Below are 15,592 nucleotides of genomic sequence, written 5' to 3'. Positions count from 1 at the left end.
CAATCGCTGATCCGAGTCGGCACCCTACCCGGCGGTATGCCCGCGGGTCAGCCTGCGGCGACGCCAGAACACGAGGGGCAGTGCCCCGGCTACACCCAGTGCTCCGGGCACAGCCGCAGCGGCCACCGCGTTCAGCGCGGGCTGGTCGAACGTGCCCGGCACCGGGAGGGTCGCCCAGCGGTTGACGGGCCAGGCCACGACGACGGCCCGCCCGACCACTTCGTCCGTCGACACCGTGCCCTGACCGGGCAGCTCCTGGTGGTAACGGGAGTCCAGCGAATTCTGCCGGTGGTCACCCATCACCCAGATCCGTCCCTCGGGCACATGGATCGGCCCGAACGGCTCGTCGTCGCAGGCACTGTTTCCCTCGAAGATGAACGACTTGTCGTCCAGCGCCTTGCCGTTGACCGTCACCGGCCCGTTCTTCTTGCACTCGACCGTGTCGCCGCCGACCGCGATGACCCTCTTGATCAGGTCCTTCTCCTCGGCGGACGGCATCAGCCCGATGAAGCTCAGGAACTTCTGCACCGCGTTGGGTTCGGGCGTCGCGGTGGTGTCCAGCCAGCCGCCCGGGTCGTGGAAGACCACGACCTCTCCGCGCTCCGGCTCCGAGCCGAACCACGGCGTCAGTTTGTCGACCAGCACCCGGTCCCCCCGCTGCAGAGTGTTCTGCATGGAGTCGGAGGGAATCGAGAACGCCTGCACCAGGAACGTCTTGATCAGCAGCGCGAGAATGAGCGCGATACCGATGAGGAGCGGCAGTTCCTTCCAGAACGACCGCGGCTTCTTCACCGCCGTACTGCCGCCGCCCGGGGACTCGCCGTCACTCTCCGCCTCCACCGGGGCCCCGTTGCTCGAAGGCCGGTCCTCGGGTTCGTCGTGTCCGGATCGTGCGCCGACCGCCAAATCCCCCACATCCACTCCTCACTCCGTGCCAACGCCCGCGCCCGATTCGGCGCAGGCCCACCACTCCCATAACGAGCGGGAGTTCCGCAGGGGTCGGGAGCAGGATCATTCCATTGCGATCCTGGGATGACACACTATTCGACGGAGCAGCCCCAGCCGTCGCTCCGACGCCCGCGTCAGGGACGGAGGCGTACGTTCCGGGCTCCTCCAGCCTGCGCCAATGCCCGAACGGCCAGGCGATCACCACAGCCCGGCCCACGACCTCGTCCTCCGACACCGTGCCCTTCCCCGGTTTGTCGAGATGGAATCGCGAGTCCGCGGAATTCGACCGGTGGTCACCCATCACGAAGATGCGGCCTTCGGGAACCTTCACCTCGAATTTGAGCGTGGAGGGTACATCGCCGGGATTCAGATACGGCTCGTCGAGCGCCACCCCGTTGACCGTGATCCTGCCGTCGGCGCCGCAGCACTTCACGGTGTCGCCCCCGAGGGCCACCACGCGCTTGATCAGATCCTGCTCGTCCTCGGAGGGGAGCAGTCCGATGAAGGTCAGCAGTTCCTTGACCTGTTTGACCCCGGCGGGCGGGTCCTCGGTGACGGCGCTCTCCTGCTGCAGCCACCCGCCCGGATCCTTGAAGACGACGACGTCGCCACGCCGTGGTTCGGAACCGAACCACGGGGTCAGCTTGTCCACCAGCACCCGGTCACCGATCCGGATGGTCTGTTCCATCGACCCGGAGGGGATCACGAAGGCCTGGACGAGGAAGGTCTTGAGCACCAGCGCGATCAGCAGCGCCACCAGGATGAGGAGGGGTATCTCCTTGATCGCGGACCGGCGCCTGCGGCGTTTCACCTTACGGGCCAGCTTGCGCCGCTCCGCCCGCGTGGGCAGTGAGCGGCCCGAGGCCGGCCCCGGGCCGGTGGGCAGCGGCGGGCTGGTGTCCGGCTCTCCCCGCTTGCGCCCCCGGTTACCCATGGTGCGCGTCCGTCGGCCGTATGCCGGTGAAAGCCTCGGCGCCTTCCAGGGAGCCCATCCTGCCGAGCGGCCAGCCGAGCCAGTCGACCCGTCCGATCACCCGCTCGACGGGCACCATGCCGCCCCCGGGCTGACCCAGGTGGTCGCGGGAGTCCCGTGAGTTGCTGCGGTGGTCTCCCATCACCCACAGCGTGCCCTCGGGCACCACGATGTCGAAGGCGACCTCCGACGGGTGGTCACCCGGGTGCAGGTACTCCTCATCCACCGGAGCGCCGTTCACCTCGAGCCTCCCCCGCTTGTCGCAGCAGACCACACGGTCGCCCCCCACGCCCACCACCCGCTTCACGAAGTCGGACCCGGCGGGTTCGGCCAGCCCCAGGGACGCGGCCGCACCGCGCAGCAGCGCGCCGACGGGGTTCTCCCCGGACGCCGTCTCCTGCACGAAGGATCCCGTGCCGTCGAAGACCATCACGTCGCCGCGCCGAGGCTCCGAGCCGAAACGGTACGCCAGTTTGTTGACGAGGACCCGGTCCCCGACCCGCAGCGTGGGCTCCATCGAGCCGCTGGGGATGAGGAAGGGCTGCAGCACGAACGTGCTGAACAGCAGCAGGGCGACCGTGCAGAGCATGCCCAGGAAGACGGTGCGTCCCCACGACATCGACATCGGCATCGTCGTGGTCGTGGCCCGAGGGTCCGGGACATGCGTGAAGCGCGACCCCTCCTCCGGCCCGTCTTCGGGGCCGGAGGAGCGATCGCGCTCCGTGTGCTGTGCTTCCGTGTCCATCGGAGCCGGATTCTATCCGGCCGCGCTGTGGACGCCGGAGGTGAATCAGCGGTCGCGCTTCTCCTTGATCTTCGCGGCCTTGCCGCGGAGCTCACGGAGGAAGTACAGCTTGGCGCGACGGACGTCACCACGGGTGACGAGCTCGATCTTCTCGAAGATCGGGCTGTGCACCGGGAAGGTGCGCTCGACGCCGACGCTGAAGGAGACCTTGCGGACCGTGAAGGTCTCGCTGACGCCCGAGCCCTGGCGGCGGATGACGACGCCCTTGAACTGCTGGATACGGGAGCGGTTGCCCTCGATCACGCGCACGTGGACGTTGACGGTGTCGCCGGGGCGGAACGCCGGGAGGTCGGTGCGGAGGGTGGCGGCGTTGACGCCATCGAGCAGCGAAGTCATGTTGTCTGCTTTCTTCGCCGATGCCACAGGTCATCGACGGGAAGGTTGGAGAGTGAGGTTCGGGTGCTGATCACATCGGGCGGGCGTCTGTCCCCCTGTGGCAGGGGCGCACACCGGACGTACAGCGGGCCTATTCTTCCACGGCCTCGGGCCTGCGCCAAAATCGTCCGTCGGGCGCCGGGGACCAGCCGAGGATCGAGAGCATCTCACGGTCCTTCTTGTCGAAGCCGGACGCCTCGCAACGCTCGATGAGATCGGGCCTGTGGAGAGCGGTGCGACGGAAGGCCTCGTCCCGTCGCCAGCGTGCGATGCGGCCGTGATGGCCGCTGAGCAGCACCTCGGGGATGCCTCGCCCCCGCCACTCGGGAGGCTTCGTGTAGACCGGGCCCTCGAGCAGGTCGGCCATGGCCCCGGGCGCGAAGGAGTCGTCGCGGTGCGACTCGGCGTTGCCGAGCACTCCGGGCAGCAGCCGGGCCACGGCCTCGGTGATCACCAGGACTGCGGCTTCCCCGCCGGCCAGGACGTAGTCCCCGATGGACACCTCGATGACCGGCATCCGGGTCGCGTACTCATCCATCACCCGGCGGTCGATGCCCTCGTAGCGGGCGGGAGTGAAGATCAGCCACGGCTGTTCCGAGAGCTCGACGGCCAGTTCCTGGGTGAAGGGCCTGCCGCTGGGCGTGGGTACCACGAGGACCGGGGAGTGCGCCCCGGCCTCGTACCCGCCGGCCAGCGCGTCGTCCAGGGCCTCGCCCCAGGGCTCCGTCTTCATGACCATGCCGGGGCCACCGCCGTAAGGCGTGTCGTCCACCGTGTTGTGCCGGTCGTAGGTCCAGTCCCGCAGGTCGTGGACGTGTACGTCGAGACGGCCGCGGGCGCGCGCCTTGCCGACGAGCGAGACGTTGAGGGGTTCCAGGTACTCGGGGAAGATCGTGACGACGTCGAGCCGCATCACGCGTCGCCCTTCTTCCCGTCACGCGCGGCGTCGGCCCCGGCATCGGCGCTCCCGTCCACCACGTTCGCGTCCTCGTCGCGCGTGGAGGCGATCACGGCCTCGCTCTCGTCGATCAGGCCCGGCGGCGGAGTGATGACGGCCCGCTGCTCCTCCAGGTCGATCTCGGCGACGATCTCCTCGACGAACGGGATCATCACCTCGCTGCCGTCCGGCCGTTCCACGATGAACAGGTCCTGGGACGGCAGGTGCGTGATCTCGGTGATCCGGCCGACCTCCGTACCGTCGGCGAGGACGACGTCCAGGTCCATCAGCTGGTGGTCGTAGAACTCCTCGGGATCCTCGGGCAGTTCCGCCGGGTCCACCTCGGAGATCAGCAGGGTGTTACGCAGCGCCTCGGCGGCCGTACGGTCGCGCACGCCCTCGAAGCGCAGCAGCAGCCTGCCGCTGTGCACCCGGCCGGTCTCGATCGTCAGCGGCCCCACGTGGGCGGGCTCCGTGGCCAGCACGGCGCCGGGCCCGAGCCGGAGCTCAGGCTCGTCGGTACGCACCTCGACGGTGACCTCGCCCTTGATGCCATGGGCGCGACCGATCCGCGCAACTACCAACTGCACGCTACTTCTCCCGGTGATCTTTTACTGAGGAGGCGGTCATGTACGGACGACAAAGGCCGGGGACGGCTCGAAAGCCCTCCCCGGCCCCGGCCGGTGTTCAACTCTTTCAGCGAACCTGGTCCACATCGACGAGGTCGACACGGATTCCACGGCCGCCGATGGCACCCACGACGGTACGCAGGGCGCGCGCGGTGCGGCCGTTGCGGCCGATCACCTTGCCGAGGTCGTCGGGGTGAACCCGGACCTCGAGCACGCGTCCACGGCGCAGGTCACGCGAGGCGACCTGCACATCGTCGGGGTTGTCGACGATGCCCTTCACGAGGTGCTCAAGAGCCTCCTCGAGCACGCTCAGGCCTCGGTCGACTCGGTGGACGCGGCAGCGTCAGCCGCCTCGTCCGCCTTCTTGTCCGACTTCTTGGCCTTCTGGGTGATGGCCTCACCCTTGGCCTCGTCGCCGTCCGAGGTCAGGGCCTCGAACAGGGCGCGCTTGTCAGCCTTGGGCTCCGGCTGCAGCAGCGGCGCGGGGGCCGGGAGGCCCTTGTGGGCCTGCCAGTCACCGGTGAGCTTCAGGATCGCGAGGACGGGCTCGGTCGGCTGGGCGCCGACGGACAGCCAGTACTGCGCGCGCTCTGCGTTGACCTCGATGCGCGAGGGGTTCTGCACCGGGTGGTACAGGCCGATCTCCTCGATCGCCCGGCCGTCACGGCGGGTACGGGAGTCGGCGACGACGATGCGGTAGTGAGGCGAACGGATCTTGCCCAGACGCTTCAGCTTGATCTTGACTGCCACGGAAGTGGTGTCTCCTGGTCTCTGACGTGGTTGGGCACAAAAGATGCCACGTGGGGATTGCGGTACTCGGGTGCCCGATGGACGCGTCAGCCGGAGGAGAGAGGGGTCCTATGCGACTGTCGAGTACAGCTAGCCATTGTGCCACACCACATCGGGTCACCCCACCGCGACCGCCGCTTCCGGGATACGGAAGGGCTTCCCGCAGCCACCGCAGACGATCGGAGCCTGGGCGAGGACCGAGGGAACGACGCGGACGTTGCGCCCGCAGTCGCATACGGCCTTGACCCGCACGCCTCCCCCGGACGAGCCGTGCCGCGCGGCGGGACCGCGGAACGAGCGCTTCGTGTCCGCCGCGGTGGCGACGGTGTGCGCCTTGAGCGCACGCTGCAGCCGTTCCGTCGTGGGGCGGTACCTGCGTTTGGCCTCGGGATTCAGTGTCACCAGCGAGAATCCGCTGCTGGGGTGGGGCTCCTCGGCATGATCGAGGCCCAGCTCCTCCGCGATCGCGAGGAAGCGTCTGTTGTGGTAGCGGCCGGCGCGGGAGGTGTCCCGGACACCTCTCGCGGCCGCGATGCCGTGGACTGCCTCATGGAGCAGCCGTTCGAAGGAGAGCTCGGCGCCACAGGCGGACGAGGACTCTCCGATCAGGGACTCTGGCGCGGCAAGATCGGGCAGCTCGGGGTGGTACCGCTGAATGTCGGCCCACGCCTGTGCCAGCTCTGCGGCAAGTACAGGTGGTGTCGTGCTCACGTCGTGACAACGAGCCTGAGTGCTCCGGTGTTCCTATTCCGGGGCATCCCAAATAATTTGCACGTACCAGTCAGTTGCCCTTGATGCGTCCGGACGAGGGCGGGTGCGCAGATCAGCGGAGAAGTCTCACAGCTCGCACCAAGGTGGTACGTAGCAACGCGTACGCACCGGCGTGGACGGGCGCCCCGCAGGCGACATTACCCGGCACGGAGCGACGGCCCCACACCGGTCGTGACCCCGGGCCGGGGCGCTCGACGTGCTGCGCCCCGCGTGTCGGGTCAGACTGTGAGGAAGCGAGCGGCAGGCGTGCTGTTCCCGGCGCCCGCACCGGTCACGCTGCGCCCGGGGGCGCACGACCGGAGCACGCACGCAATGCCATCCCACCCCGTCCGGCCTCTGGACGGGACCGCCGATGCGGAGTTCTCTGACATACGAGGGCTGTGGGCGCACCTACACAGCAACGGACATGGGGGACCTCACTCGGGCACGACCGACCTCACGGCGGATTGGGGCGCATTCCATGACACCTACGCTCGTCCGGCACCACAGGTACGCGGATTCGTCCGCCCAGGTGGACGCCGGTACCCGTGCCCGCGACTGGGCCGAGATCCAGGAGCGCATGCTGGCACCGCTCTACGAGGCGGTGTACGAGCGCCTCGAAGTCGGGACCGGTACGCGGATGCTCTCCCTCGGCTGCGGTTCCGGGCTCGCGCTGCTGATCGCGGCCTCGCGCGGGGCGCGCGTCACCGGCGTCGACACCGACCGTGAACGGCTCGCCCTGGCCCGCGAGCGTCTCGCCTCCGATCCGGGGCGGGACGCGGGCCCGGGGCGTACGGACCCGAGGGCGGCGAGGCTCGTCGACAGCATACCGGCGGCCGCCCCGGCCGGTGAGGCCCCGTACAACCTGCTGACCGCCTTCCAGCCGATCGGCTGCGCGGCCGGAGACTCCGACGGGCTCGCGCCCGCGCTGGCCGGCGCGGTGCCGCACGCCGTGCGAGGCGCCACGGTGGTCCTGGCCGGCTGGGGGCCACCCGAGCGGTGCGCCACGGCCCCGGTGCTTCGGGTGGCGGCCCGGCTCACCGAGTCGGCGCGCGCCCCGCGCTCAGGGAGCGGCTGGCGGCCGGCGCTGCGGGACGATCTGGAGGAGGTCGCGGCACGGGCCGGGCTCAAGCCGGACGGCTCGGGCCGGGTGTCCTGCCCGTTCGGCTACGCGGACGTGGACAGCGCGGTACGCGGCCTGCTGTCGACCGGACTGTTCGATACGGCGATACGGGCGACGGACCGTTCCCAGGTGGAGAAGGAGGTCGCGGAAGCCCTGCATCCGCATCTGCGGCCGGACGGCACGGTGTGGATGCCGAACGTCTTCCGCTATCTGGTGTGCGTGTCGTAACGGCAAGGCGAAGGGGCGCCCCGGCAGGGCGCCCCTTCGTCCGTGTGCCTGGCCAGTCAGCCCATGAACTTCTTGAACTCGTCCGGCAGTTCGAAGTTCTGGTCCTCCTGGGCGGGCAGACCCAGCGCGCCGCCCTGCGCCGCCTGCTCGCGACGGGCGGCAGCGGCCTGCTCCTCGGCCTTGCGCTTCATCGGGTTGCCGCTCTTGCGCTTGCCCTTGGCCTGCTTGACCTGCTTCTTCTGGCGGCCGGGGCCGCCACCCATGCCGGGCATCCCCGGCATCCCGGGCATGCCGCCGCCCTGGGCCATCTTCGACATCATCTTCCGGGCTTCGAAGAACCGCTCGATGAGGCCCTTGACCGCGGAGACCTCGGCACCGGAACCCTTGGCGATACGGGCGCGGCGTGAGCCGTTGATGATCGTCGGTTCGGCGCGTTCCTTCGGGGTCATCGACTTGATGATCGCGGCCATGCGGTCCACGTCACGCTCGTCGATGTTGTTGATCTGTTCCTTGATCTGCCCCATGCCGGGCAGCATCCCGAGCAGCTTGGAGATGGAGCCCATCTTCCTGACCTGCTCCATCTGCGCCAGGAAGTCGTCGAGCGTGAAGTCCTTGCCCTTGCTCGACGCCAGCTTGGAGGCCATTTTGGCGGCCTCTTCCTGGCTGAACGTCTTCTCCGCCTGCTCGATCAGGGTGAGCAGGTCACCCATGTCGAGGATGCGGGAGGCCATGCGGTCGGGGTGGAAGGCGTCGAAGTCCTCGAGCTTCTCACCGTTCGACGCGAACATGATCTGCTTGCCCGTGACGTGGGCGATCGACAGGGCGGCACCACCGCGGGCGTCACCGTCGAGCTTGGAGAGGACCACGCCGTCGAAGCCGACGCCGTCGCGGAAGGCCTCGGCGGTGTTGACCGCGTCCTGGCCGATCATCGCGTCGACGACGAAGAGGATCTCGTCGGGGCTGACGGCGTCGCGGATGTCCGCGGCCTGCCGCATCAGCTCCTCGTCGATGCCGAGCCGGCCGGCGGTGTCGACGATGACGATGTCGTGGACCTTGGACTTGGCGAACTCGATGGAGTCCTTGGCGACCTCGACCGGGTCGCCCACGCCGTTGCCCGGCTCCGGCGCGTAGACCGCGACGCCGGCGCGCTCGGCGACGACGCTCAGCTGGTTGACGGCGTTGGGGCGCTGGAGGTCACAGGCGACGAGCAGCGGGGAGTGCCCCTGTGCCTTCAGCCAGACACCGAGCTTCCCGGCGAGGGTGGTCTTACCGGCACCCTGCAGACCCGCGAGCATGATCACGGTGGGCGGGTTCTTGGCGAACCTGAGCCGCCGGGTCTCGCCACCGAGGATGCCGACGAGCTCCTCGTTGACGATCTTGACGACCTGCTGGGCCGGGTTCAGCGCCTGGGAGACCTCGACGCCGCGCGCCCGCTCCTTGACGTTGGCGATGAACGCGCGGACGACGGGAAGGGCGACATCGGCCTCGAGCAGGGCGATACGGATCTCGCGAGCCGTGGCGTCGATGTCCGCCTCGGACAAGCGGCCCTTGCCCCTGAGGTTTTTGAAAGTCGCGCTAAGGCGGTCGGAGAGAGTATCGAACACGGCGCTCGTCGGTCCTCAGGGTCGGGGGCGGGGCAGGTCAGTCGTCCTCCAGGGTATCCGGACCCCGGAGAACGCAAAGCCCTCGCCCGTTTCTCGTGACGAACGGGCCTGGGCCGGCGGGTCAGCCGAGCTCCTTCTCGACCTCCCTGGCCACCTCCGCGGCGCGTTCCGGGCGCAGTGGTTCACCGTCGCCGTCCGTGACGTAGAAGGCGTCCACGGCGTTCGCTCCGAGCGTGGAGACATGGGCGCTGCGCACGCGTACCGCGCTCTGCTCCAGCGCCCGGCCGATCCGGTGCAGCAGCCCCGGGGCGTCCTGGGCCCGGACCTCGATCACCGTGGCCAGACGTGATCCCGCCGCCGCCACGGACACCCTGGGGGGCGGGGCCTTCACTCCGCGCCGCCGTGGGTAGGCGGCCTCGCGTTCGGCGAGCCTGGCCCGGATGTCCAGGGAGCCGTCCAGGGCTCGTACGAGGTCGGCACGCAGCCGGGTGGCCTGCGGGAGGGATCCGTATTCGGCCGCGACCCGCCAGCTGAGCAGCAGCAGGCCGGCCGATTCGCCCAGCTCGGTGGGGAGCTCGACGGCGCGCAGGTCGGCGGCGCGCACGGTGAGGCGGTGCAGGGCGAGGACCCCGGCCGCCGCCGGCAGGACGCCTGGGCGGTCGGGCAGCGCGATGAGGAGTTCGACGCCGACCGGTTCGGGGGCGCCGTCCTCGGAGGCCGGCTCGGGCCGGGTGTGCAGGGAGAGGACGGGCTCGCCGGTGCGCAGCGCCTCGACGGCGAGACGTTCCTGCTCGGCGCTCGGGGCGAGCGGCTCCGGTGCGGGGGGCTCCTCGCCGGCCAGGAGGGCGGCGACGCGTCCGACCAGGTCGGTGACGAGGGAGGCCCGCCAGGAGCTCCAGGCGGCCGGGCCGGTGGCCAGGGCGTCGGCCTCGGTGAGCGCGTGCAGCAGTTCCAGGGTGGATGCGCTGCCCACGGCCGTGGCGACGGAACGGACGGTCGCGGGGTCGTCGAGGTCGCGCCGGGTGGCGGTCTCGACGAGCAGCAGATGGTGACGTACGAGTGTGGCGACGACGCCCACGTCCTGCTCGTCGAAGCCGATCCGGGTGGCCATGTCGCGGGCGATGACCTCGCCTGCGACGGAGTGGTCCCCGGGCCAGCCCTTGCCGATGTCGTGGAGCAGCGCGGCGATCAGGAGGAGGTCGGGGCGGCCGACGCGACGGGTGAGGTGGGAGGCGCGGACGGCTGTTTCGACGAGGTGCCGGTCGACGGTCCAGGTGTGGACGGGGTTGCGCTGCGGACGGCAGTGGACCCGCTCCCAGTCGGGCAGCAGGCGGGTGACGATGCCTTCCGCTTCGAGGGCTTCCCAGACGCCCACGGTGGACTCGCCGGCGCCGAGCAGGGTGACGAGCTCTTCGCGGGCCTCGGCGGGCCACGGCACGGGCAGCGGCTGGACCGCGGTGCTCAGATGGCGTACGAGGTGACGGGAGAGCGGCAGCCCGGCCTCCGCCGCCGCAGCGGCGGCCCGGAGGGTGAGCACGGGGTCGCGTTCGGGGTGGGCGGTGCGTGCGAGGACGACTTCGCCGTCGGCCTCGACGACGCCCTCGGCGAGCGGGGTGCGTTCCGGTGCGGCCTTGGCACCGCCGCCGAGGATCGCCCGCAGCCTGGGGCGTACGGAGCGGGCCCGCAGCACGCGGTTGACCTCGCGCCAGGTGACGTCGGTGGCGTACGAGACGGTGCGGGCGGCCTCGTACACCTGGCGCAGCAGGGCGTCGGAGTCGAGGAGACCGAGGGCCTCGGCGACCTGGTCCTGTTCCTGCAGGGCGAGGCGGTCGGTGGCCCGCCCGGTGGTGAGGTGGAGGGCGTCGCGGGCGTCGAGGAGCGTACGGCGGGCCTCGGCCAGGCCTTCGCGGGGGGCGTCGGCGACCCAGGAGGCTGCGACGGCGCGCAGTGCGGTCGCGTCCCGGAGACCGCCGCGGGCCTCCTTGAGATCGGGTTCCAGGAGGAACTGGAGCTCGCCCATCCGTTCGGCCCGCTCGCGGCACAGCTCGTCGAGGGCGGGGAGGCGTTTGGGGGCCTGGTTGCGCCAGTCGGCCAGGATCGCGGTCCGCAGTCCCGCGACGAGGCCGAGGTCTCCGGCGACGGGGCGCGCGTCGAGCAGTCCGAGCTGGACCTTGAGGTCCTCCCCGGCGGTCCTGCTCGCTTCGCCGGGGGTGCGCACGGAGTGGTCGAGGGCGAGGCCGAGGTCCCAGACGGGGTACCAGATCCCGTCGGCGAGGGCGGCGACGGCTCCGGCGTCGGCGGTGCCGTCGTGCAGGAGCAGGAGGTCGAGGTCGCTGCGGGGGGAGAGCTCGCCCCGCCCGTATCCGCCGACGGCGACGAGGGCGGCGCCGCGGACGCCCGCCCGCTCGGCGGCCGCGCTGAACAGCCCGGTGAGCCAGTCGTCGGTGAGCCGTGCCAGCGCGGCACGGCGCGGCGGCCCGGACCGCGCCTCCTCCTGGAGAAGGCGCAGCCGGGCCGCCGCATAGCCGCTGGGTCCCGAGTCCTCGGATCCGGTGGTCACTTCGGTGCTCGTCACCCAGTTGCCTTTCCGTTCACAGGAACCGTCGGTCAGAGTGCGTCCGGGCCGCGTTCCCCGGTCCTTACGCGGATCGCGGTCTCGACCGGGACGCTCCAGACCTTGCCGTCACCGATCTTGCCCGTCCGGGCGGCCTTGACGACCACGTCGATGAGCTGTTCGGCGTCCTCGTCCTCGACGAGGACCTCGATACGGATCTTCGGTACGAGGTCGACGGTGTACTCGGCGCCCCGGTAGACCTCGGTGTGTCCGCGCTGCCGCCCGTACCCGCTGGCTTCCGTGACCGTGAGGCCCTGGACGCCGAAGGCCTGGAGGGCCTCCTTGATCTCGTCCAGCCTGTGCGGCTTCACGACTGCGGTGATGAGCTTCATGCGTCCACCTTCTTGTTCGTCGGGGCTGCCGTGCCGCCGGGGGCGGGAGGCGAGGTGCGCGGGGCCGCGCCGCCGCCGGCGCCGCTGTAGTCGTACGCCGTCTCGGCGTGCTCGACCTGGTCGATGCCGGAGATCTCGTCGTCCTCACTGACCCGCATCCCGATCGTCCTGTCCAGGATGAACGCCAGGACAGCGGAGACGACCAGGGAGTACGCGAGGACCCCGAAGACACCGACGGCCTGCTTGCCGAGCTGGTCGAGCCCGCCGCCGTAGAAGAGGCCCTTGGCGTCGGACTGCACTCCGCCGGTGGCGAAGAAGCCGACGAGGAGGGAGCCGAGGATGCCGCCGACGAGGTGGACGCCGACGACGTCCAGGGAGTCGTCGTAACCGAACTTGTACTTGAGGCCGACGGCCATGGCGCACAGGACACCGGAGATGATCCCGATCGCGATGGCGCCGAGCGGGCTGACCGCACCGCCCGCGGGGGTGATCGCGACGAGGCCCGCGACGGCGCCGGAGGCCGCACCCAGGGTGGTGAAGGAGCCGTGGCGGATCTTCTCGTAGGCGAGCCAGCCGAGGACCGCCGCACCGGTGGCGACCTGCGTGTTGACGAACATGACGGCACCGACACCGTCGTCGTTGCCGAGCCACGAGCCGGCGTTGAAGCCGAACCAGCCGAACCACAGGAGGGCGGCACCGAGCATGACGAGCGGCAGGCTGTGCGGCCGCATCGGGTCCTTCTTGAAGCCGACCCGCTTACCGATGACGAGGATCACGCCGAGGGCCGCCGCACCGGCGTTGATGTGGACGGCCGTGCCACCGGCGAAGTCGATCACGCCCAGCTCGAAGAGCCAGCCGCCGGCTCCCCAGACCCAGTGCGCGACCGGGAAGTAGACGACGGTGACCCACAGGGTGATGAACAGGGCCCAGGAGGTGAACTTGACGCGGTCGGCGAGGGCGCCGCTGATGAGGGCGGGGGTGAGCACGGCGAACATCAGCTGGAAGACGGCGAAGACGTATACCGGGATGGTGTAGCCGTCCCAGAGCTCGGTGACACCGATCCCGCTGAGGCCGACGAAGTCCGAGCTCCAGCCGATGACGGAGCCGACGTCGGTACCGAAGGCGAGGCTGAATCCGTAGAGCACCCACAGGACCGTGACGATCCCGAGGCTGATGAAGCTCATCATCAGCATGTTCAGGGTGCTCTTGACGCGGACCATGCCTCCGTAGAAGAAGGCCAGACCCGGGGTCATGAGCATCACCATCGCGGAGCAGATGAGCATGAACCCTGTGTTGGCGGCAGACAGCTCCGGGGCGTCTGCGGCAAGCGTCGTGATGCCTGGGGGCATCGGCGTCTCCTCGTCGTCGGTGCGGCCACGTGCGGGGGTGCGGGACCACGGTGAAAAGGTGCGGGCCGGTTATGCGCCATGAGATTCGCGCAGCACGGTTTCCACGGATGCCGCACGGTGTTTCACCGCAGTGACGAAGGAGCCCCACGTGTTACGTACCGATGAACCGGGGGTGTCGGACCCGGTGTGCTGCCTACCATGCTGCCTGCGCCGCATACGGTGCGGTTGGAACGCCCGGAAACGTGAACCGGCCACGACGGCGACCCGCTGACCTGGCGATGGGGGAGCCGAGTCGGGTGGTACGGGGCGGCCGTCGCGGCCGGTGGCGGTGGGCCCGGTCAGACCGCTTCGGCGGTCTCCGGGAGCTGCTCGGTGAGCAGGTCGGTGAGCCGGGCGACCTCGGGAACGTCCTCGAAGTCCCTGGCAGCGGTGTCGACGGTCTTGCGGAGCCTGGTGTTGACGCGCTCCGACCTGACCTTCTTGGCGACCCTCAGGGCCCTGGTGGCGGGGACGGTCGACTTCTCCGGCTCGCGCTTGAGGAGATGCACGGTGGCCATGCCGATCAGATTGAGCGCGTAGGACCTCTGGTGCTCGTCGTCCTCGCCGAAGAGCTCGACGGCACGGGCCATGACGGGCTCGGCGAGCGAGGCGTAGGTGGGGCTGCGGCCGGCGACATAGGCCAGGTCGCGGTAGGAGTGGGCGTTCTCGCCGTGCAGTTCGGCCTCGGAGAAGAAGCGGATCCAGTCGGGCTCGGGCTCGTCGTCGAGGACGGCGTCGGCGAAGGTGTCCTCGGCCATCCGGACCGCTCGCTTGCACCTGCTCGGCTGGCCCATGGTGGCGTAGGCGCGCGCCTCCATCGCATACAGCATGGCCTGGGTCCGCGCGGTGGCGCAGTCGCGGCTGCCGTACTGGGCGAGATGGATGAGTTCGAGCGCGTCGTCGGGCCGGCCGAGGTGGATCATCTGGCGGCTCATGCTGGAGAGGATGTACGAACCCAGCGGCTTGTCGCCGGCCTCCTTGGAGGCGTGCAGCGCGAGCACGAAGTACTTCTGGGCGGTGGGCTGGAGGCCCACGTCGTAGCTCATCCAGCCCGCGAGCTCGGCCAGCTCGGCCGCGCAGCGGAACAGGCGCTTGGCGGTGGCCCCCGGCTGCGGCTCCTGGAGCAGATCGGTGACCTCGTGGAGCTGGCCGACGACGGCCTTGCGGCGCAGCCCTCCGCCGCACTGGGCGTCCCACTGACGGAACATCGCCGTGGTGGATTCCAGGAGGTCCAGCTCGGGACCCGAGAGGCGCGAGGGCCGGCTCTCCGCGGTCGGCAGCTCCTGCTCCGGCTCCCCCGAACGGGGGACGGGCACCAGCCAGCGCTGCATGGGCTCGATGAGGGTGGGGCCGGCGGCCAGGGCGAGGGAGCTGCCGAGGAAACCGCGCCGGGCCAGCATGAGGTCGCTGCGGGAGAACTCGCTGAGCAGCGCGACGGTCTGCGGTCCCGCCCAGGGCAGGTCGACCCCTGACACCGAGGGCGCCTGGTGGGCGGTGCGCAGTCCGAGGTCCTCGACGGAGACGACGGCGCCGAAGCGCTCGGAGAAGAGCTCGGACAGGATGCGCGGAATCGGTTCGCGGGGCTGTTCGCCGTCGAGCCAGCGGCGGACCCGGGAGGTGTCGGTGCTGATGTGGTGGGCGCCCAGCTGGCGTGCCCGCCGGTTCACCTGGCGGGCGAGCTCGCCCTTCGACCAGCCGCTGCGCACGAACCACGATCCCAGTTGCCCGTTGGGGCGCTTTCCGGCATTCGTCTCGCCTGCGCCACTGCCACTCACTGGAACGCCCCCATCCCGCCGACACCTGTCGCGCGAACCTCTATCAGAATGCCGTGCCCCTGTGCCGTCCGTACTGACGTTGCCCACCATCAAACGGATCAGCGGGTTGCCCGAGGCATACTCAACTGCAGATGCAATTGCAGGTTCGAGTACCCACAGTAATCCTACGATCACTGCTCCGGCGAGGGGCTTTGCGGAAACGCCACCATTCGCCACCCCTTCGAGTGAACCCGTTCGACGCGGTCCGCGCTTCACTTGACAGGCCGTGACCGGCAGCGAGCGGAGTGAAGCATTCAGGGGCGCGGAATCGACATCGCGCACG

The 15,592-nt window shown here is 70.1% G+C and carries 15 protein-coding genes; 1 reads left to right on the top strand and 14 read right to left on the bottom strand.

What is annotated here, in order from left to right; translation table 11 throughout:
* Positions 1-24: 24 nt before the first annotated feature.
* The 9 genes from lepB (ACFYQ5_RS07000) to ACFYQ5_RS06960 all read right to left on the bottom strand — a co-directional run bounded on the left by lepB (ACFYQ5_RS07000) (position 25) and on the right by ACFYQ5_RS06960 (position 6,167).
* The gene (gene lepB / locus ACFYQ5_RS07000; protein WP_389194267.1) at positions 25-906 is read right to left on the bottom strand and encodes a signal peptidase I; all 882 of its coding nucleotides are present in this window, start codon (positions 904-906) and stop codon (positions 25-27) included.
* A complete protein-coding gene (gene lepB, locus ACFYQ5_RS06995; protein WP_389194184.1) occupies positions 824-1,882 on the bottom strand; it encodes a signal peptidase I in 1,059 nt (352 codons plus the stop codon). Before lepB (ACFYQ5_RS06995) ends, lepB (ACFYQ5_RS07000) begins: the two co-directional genes overlap by 83 nt.
* Positions 1,875-2,666, bottom strand: coding sequence for a signal peptidase I (lepB, locus tag ACFYQ5_RS06990; RefSeq protein ID WP_389194181.1), 792 nt, complete (start codon positions 2,664-2,666; stop codon positions 1,875-1,877). Before lepB (ACFYQ5_RS06990) ends, lepB (ACFYQ5_RS06995) begins: the two co-directional genes overlap by 8 nt.
* Positions 2,667-2,711: 45 nt before the next feature.
* Complete coding sequence (rplS, locus tag ACFYQ5_RS06985; protein WP_359472872.1) at positions 2,712-3,062, bottom strand: 50S ribosomal protein L19; 351 nt, start codon at positions 3,060-3,062, stop codon at positions 2,712-2,714.
* 130 nt (positions 3,063-3,192) lie between these two features.
* On the bottom strand, positions 3,193-4,014 hold the full coding sequence (gene trmD / locus ACFYQ5_RS06980) for a tRNA (guanosine(37)-N1)-methyltransferase TrmD (protein WP_389194264.1): 822 nt from the start codon (positions 4,012-4,014) through the stop codon (positions 3,193-3,195).
* Positions 4,014-4,628: a ribosome maturation factor RimM gene (gene rimM / locus ACFYQ5_RS06975; protein ID WP_389194178.1), complete on the bottom strand. Its 615-nt coding sequence runs from the start codon at positions 4,626-4,628 to the stop codon at positions 4,014-4,016. Before rimM ends, trmD begins: the two co-directional genes overlap by 1 nt.
* A gap of 106 nt (positions 4,629-4,734) precedes the next feature.
* Positions 4,735-4,974: an RNA-binding protein gene (locus tag ACFYQ5_RS06970; protein WP_014153811.1), complete on the bottom strand. Its 240-nt coding sequence runs from the start codon at positions 4,972-4,974 to the stop codon at positions 4,735-4,737.
* A gap of 2 nt (positions 4,975-4,976) precedes the next feature.
* The gene (rpsP, locus tag ACFYQ5_RS06965; protein ID WP_384500429.1) at positions 4,977-5,417 is read right to left on the bottom strand and encodes a 30S ribosomal protein S16; all 441 of its coding nucleotides are present in this window, start codon (positions 5,415-5,417) and stop codon (positions 4,977-4,979) included.
* Positions 5,418-5,573: 156 nt separating this feature from the next.
* The gene (locus ACFYQ5_RS06960) at positions 5,574-6,167 is read right to left on the bottom strand and encodes a hypothetical protein (protein WP_003965961.1); all 594 of its coding nucleotides are present in this window, start codon (positions 6,165-6,167) and stop codon (positions 5,574-5,576) included.
* A 520-nt stretch (positions 6,168-6,687) separates the two neighbouring features.
* On the opposite strand from ACFYQ5_RS06960, the gene ACFYQ5_RS06955 reads away from it, so the two are divergent.
* Positions 6,688-7,557, top strand: a complete 870-nt coding sequence (locus ACFYQ5_RS06955) for a methyltransferase domain-containing protein (RefSeq protein ID WP_389194175.1) — start codon at positions 6,688-6,690, stop codon at positions 7,555-7,557.
* Between the two features lie 56 nt (positions 7,558-7,613).
* Here ACFYQ5_RS06955 and ffh read toward each other — a convergent pair whose 3' ends face one another.
* The 5 genes from ffh to ACFYQ5_RS06930 all read right to left on the bottom strand — a co-directional run bounded on the left by ffh (position 7,614) and on the right by ACFYQ5_RS06930 (position 15,270).
* Positions 7,614-9,161: a signal recognition particle protein gene (gene ffh, locus ACFYQ5_RS06950; protein WP_389194172.1), complete on the bottom strand. Its 1,548-nt coding sequence runs from the start codon at positions 9,159-9,161 to the stop codon at positions 7,614-7,616.
* A gap of 121 nt (positions 9,162-9,282) precedes the next feature.
* Entirely contained in the window at positions 9,283-11,736 is a 2,454-nt protein-coding gene (locus ACFYQ5_RS06945) for a [protein-PII] uridylyltransferase (protein WP_389194169.1), read from the bottom strand.
* A 32-nt stretch (positions 11,737-11,768) separates the two neighbouring features.
* The gene (locus ACFYQ5_RS06940) at positions 11,769-12,107 is read right to left on the bottom strand and encodes a P-II family nitrogen regulator (protein ID WP_014048583.1); all 339 of its coding nucleotides are present in this window, start codon (positions 12,105-12,107) and stop codon (positions 11,769-11,771) included.
* A complete protein-coding gene (locus ACFYQ5_RS06935; RefSeq protein WP_389194166.1) occupies positions 12,104-13,456 on the bottom strand; it encodes an ammonium transporter in 1,353 nt (450 codons plus the stop codon). Before ACFYQ5_RS06935 ends, ACFYQ5_RS06940 begins: the two co-directional genes overlap by 4 nt.
* 338 nt (positions 13,457-13,794) lie before the next feature.
* Positions 13,795-15,270: a hypothetical protein gene (locus tag ACFYQ5_RS06930; protein ID WP_389194163.1), complete on the bottom strand. Its 1,476-nt coding sequence runs from the start codon at positions 15,268-15,270 to the stop codon at positions 13,795-13,797.
* Positions 15,271-15,592: the final 322 nt, after the last annotated feature.

The sequence above is a fragment of the Streptomyces sp. NPDC005794 genome (genome assembly GCF_042871445.1).
GTDB lineage: Bacteria > Actinomycetota > Actinomycetes > Streptomycetales > Streptomycetaceae > Streptomyces.
This window is presented reverse-complemented; position numbering and strand designations above follow the sequence as displayed.

Bases quoted from the DNA above. Each gene is read 5' to 3' on its own strand.
- rplS (WP_359472872.1), bottom strand. From the start codon at position 3,062: ATGACTTCGCTGCTCGATGGCGTCAACGCCGCCACCCTCCGCACCGAC.
- ACFYQ5_RS06935 (WP_389194166.1), bottom strand. From the start codon at position 13,456: ATGCCCCCAGGCATCACGACGCTTGCCGCAGACGCCCCGGAGCTGTCT.
- lepB (WP_389194184.1), bottom strand. From the start codon at position 1,882: ATGGGTAACCGGGGGCGCAAGCGGGGAGAGCCGGACACCAGCCCGCCG.
- lepB (WP_389194181.1), bottom strand. From the start codon at position 2,666: ATGGACACGGAAGCACAGCACACGGAGCGCGATCGCTCCTCCGGCCCC.
- ACFYQ5_RS06955 (WP_389194175.1), top strand. From the start codon at position 6,688: ATGACACCTACGCTCGTCCGGCACCACAGGTACGCGGATTCGTCCGCC.
- trmD (WP_389194264.1), bottom strand. From the start codon at position 4,014: ATGCGGCTCGACGTCGTCACGATCTTCCCCGAGTACCTGGAACCCCTC.
- ACFYQ5_RS06940 (WP_014048583.1), bottom strand. From the start codon at position 12,107: ATGAAGCTCATCACCGCAGTCGTGAAGCCGCACAGGCTGGACGAGATC.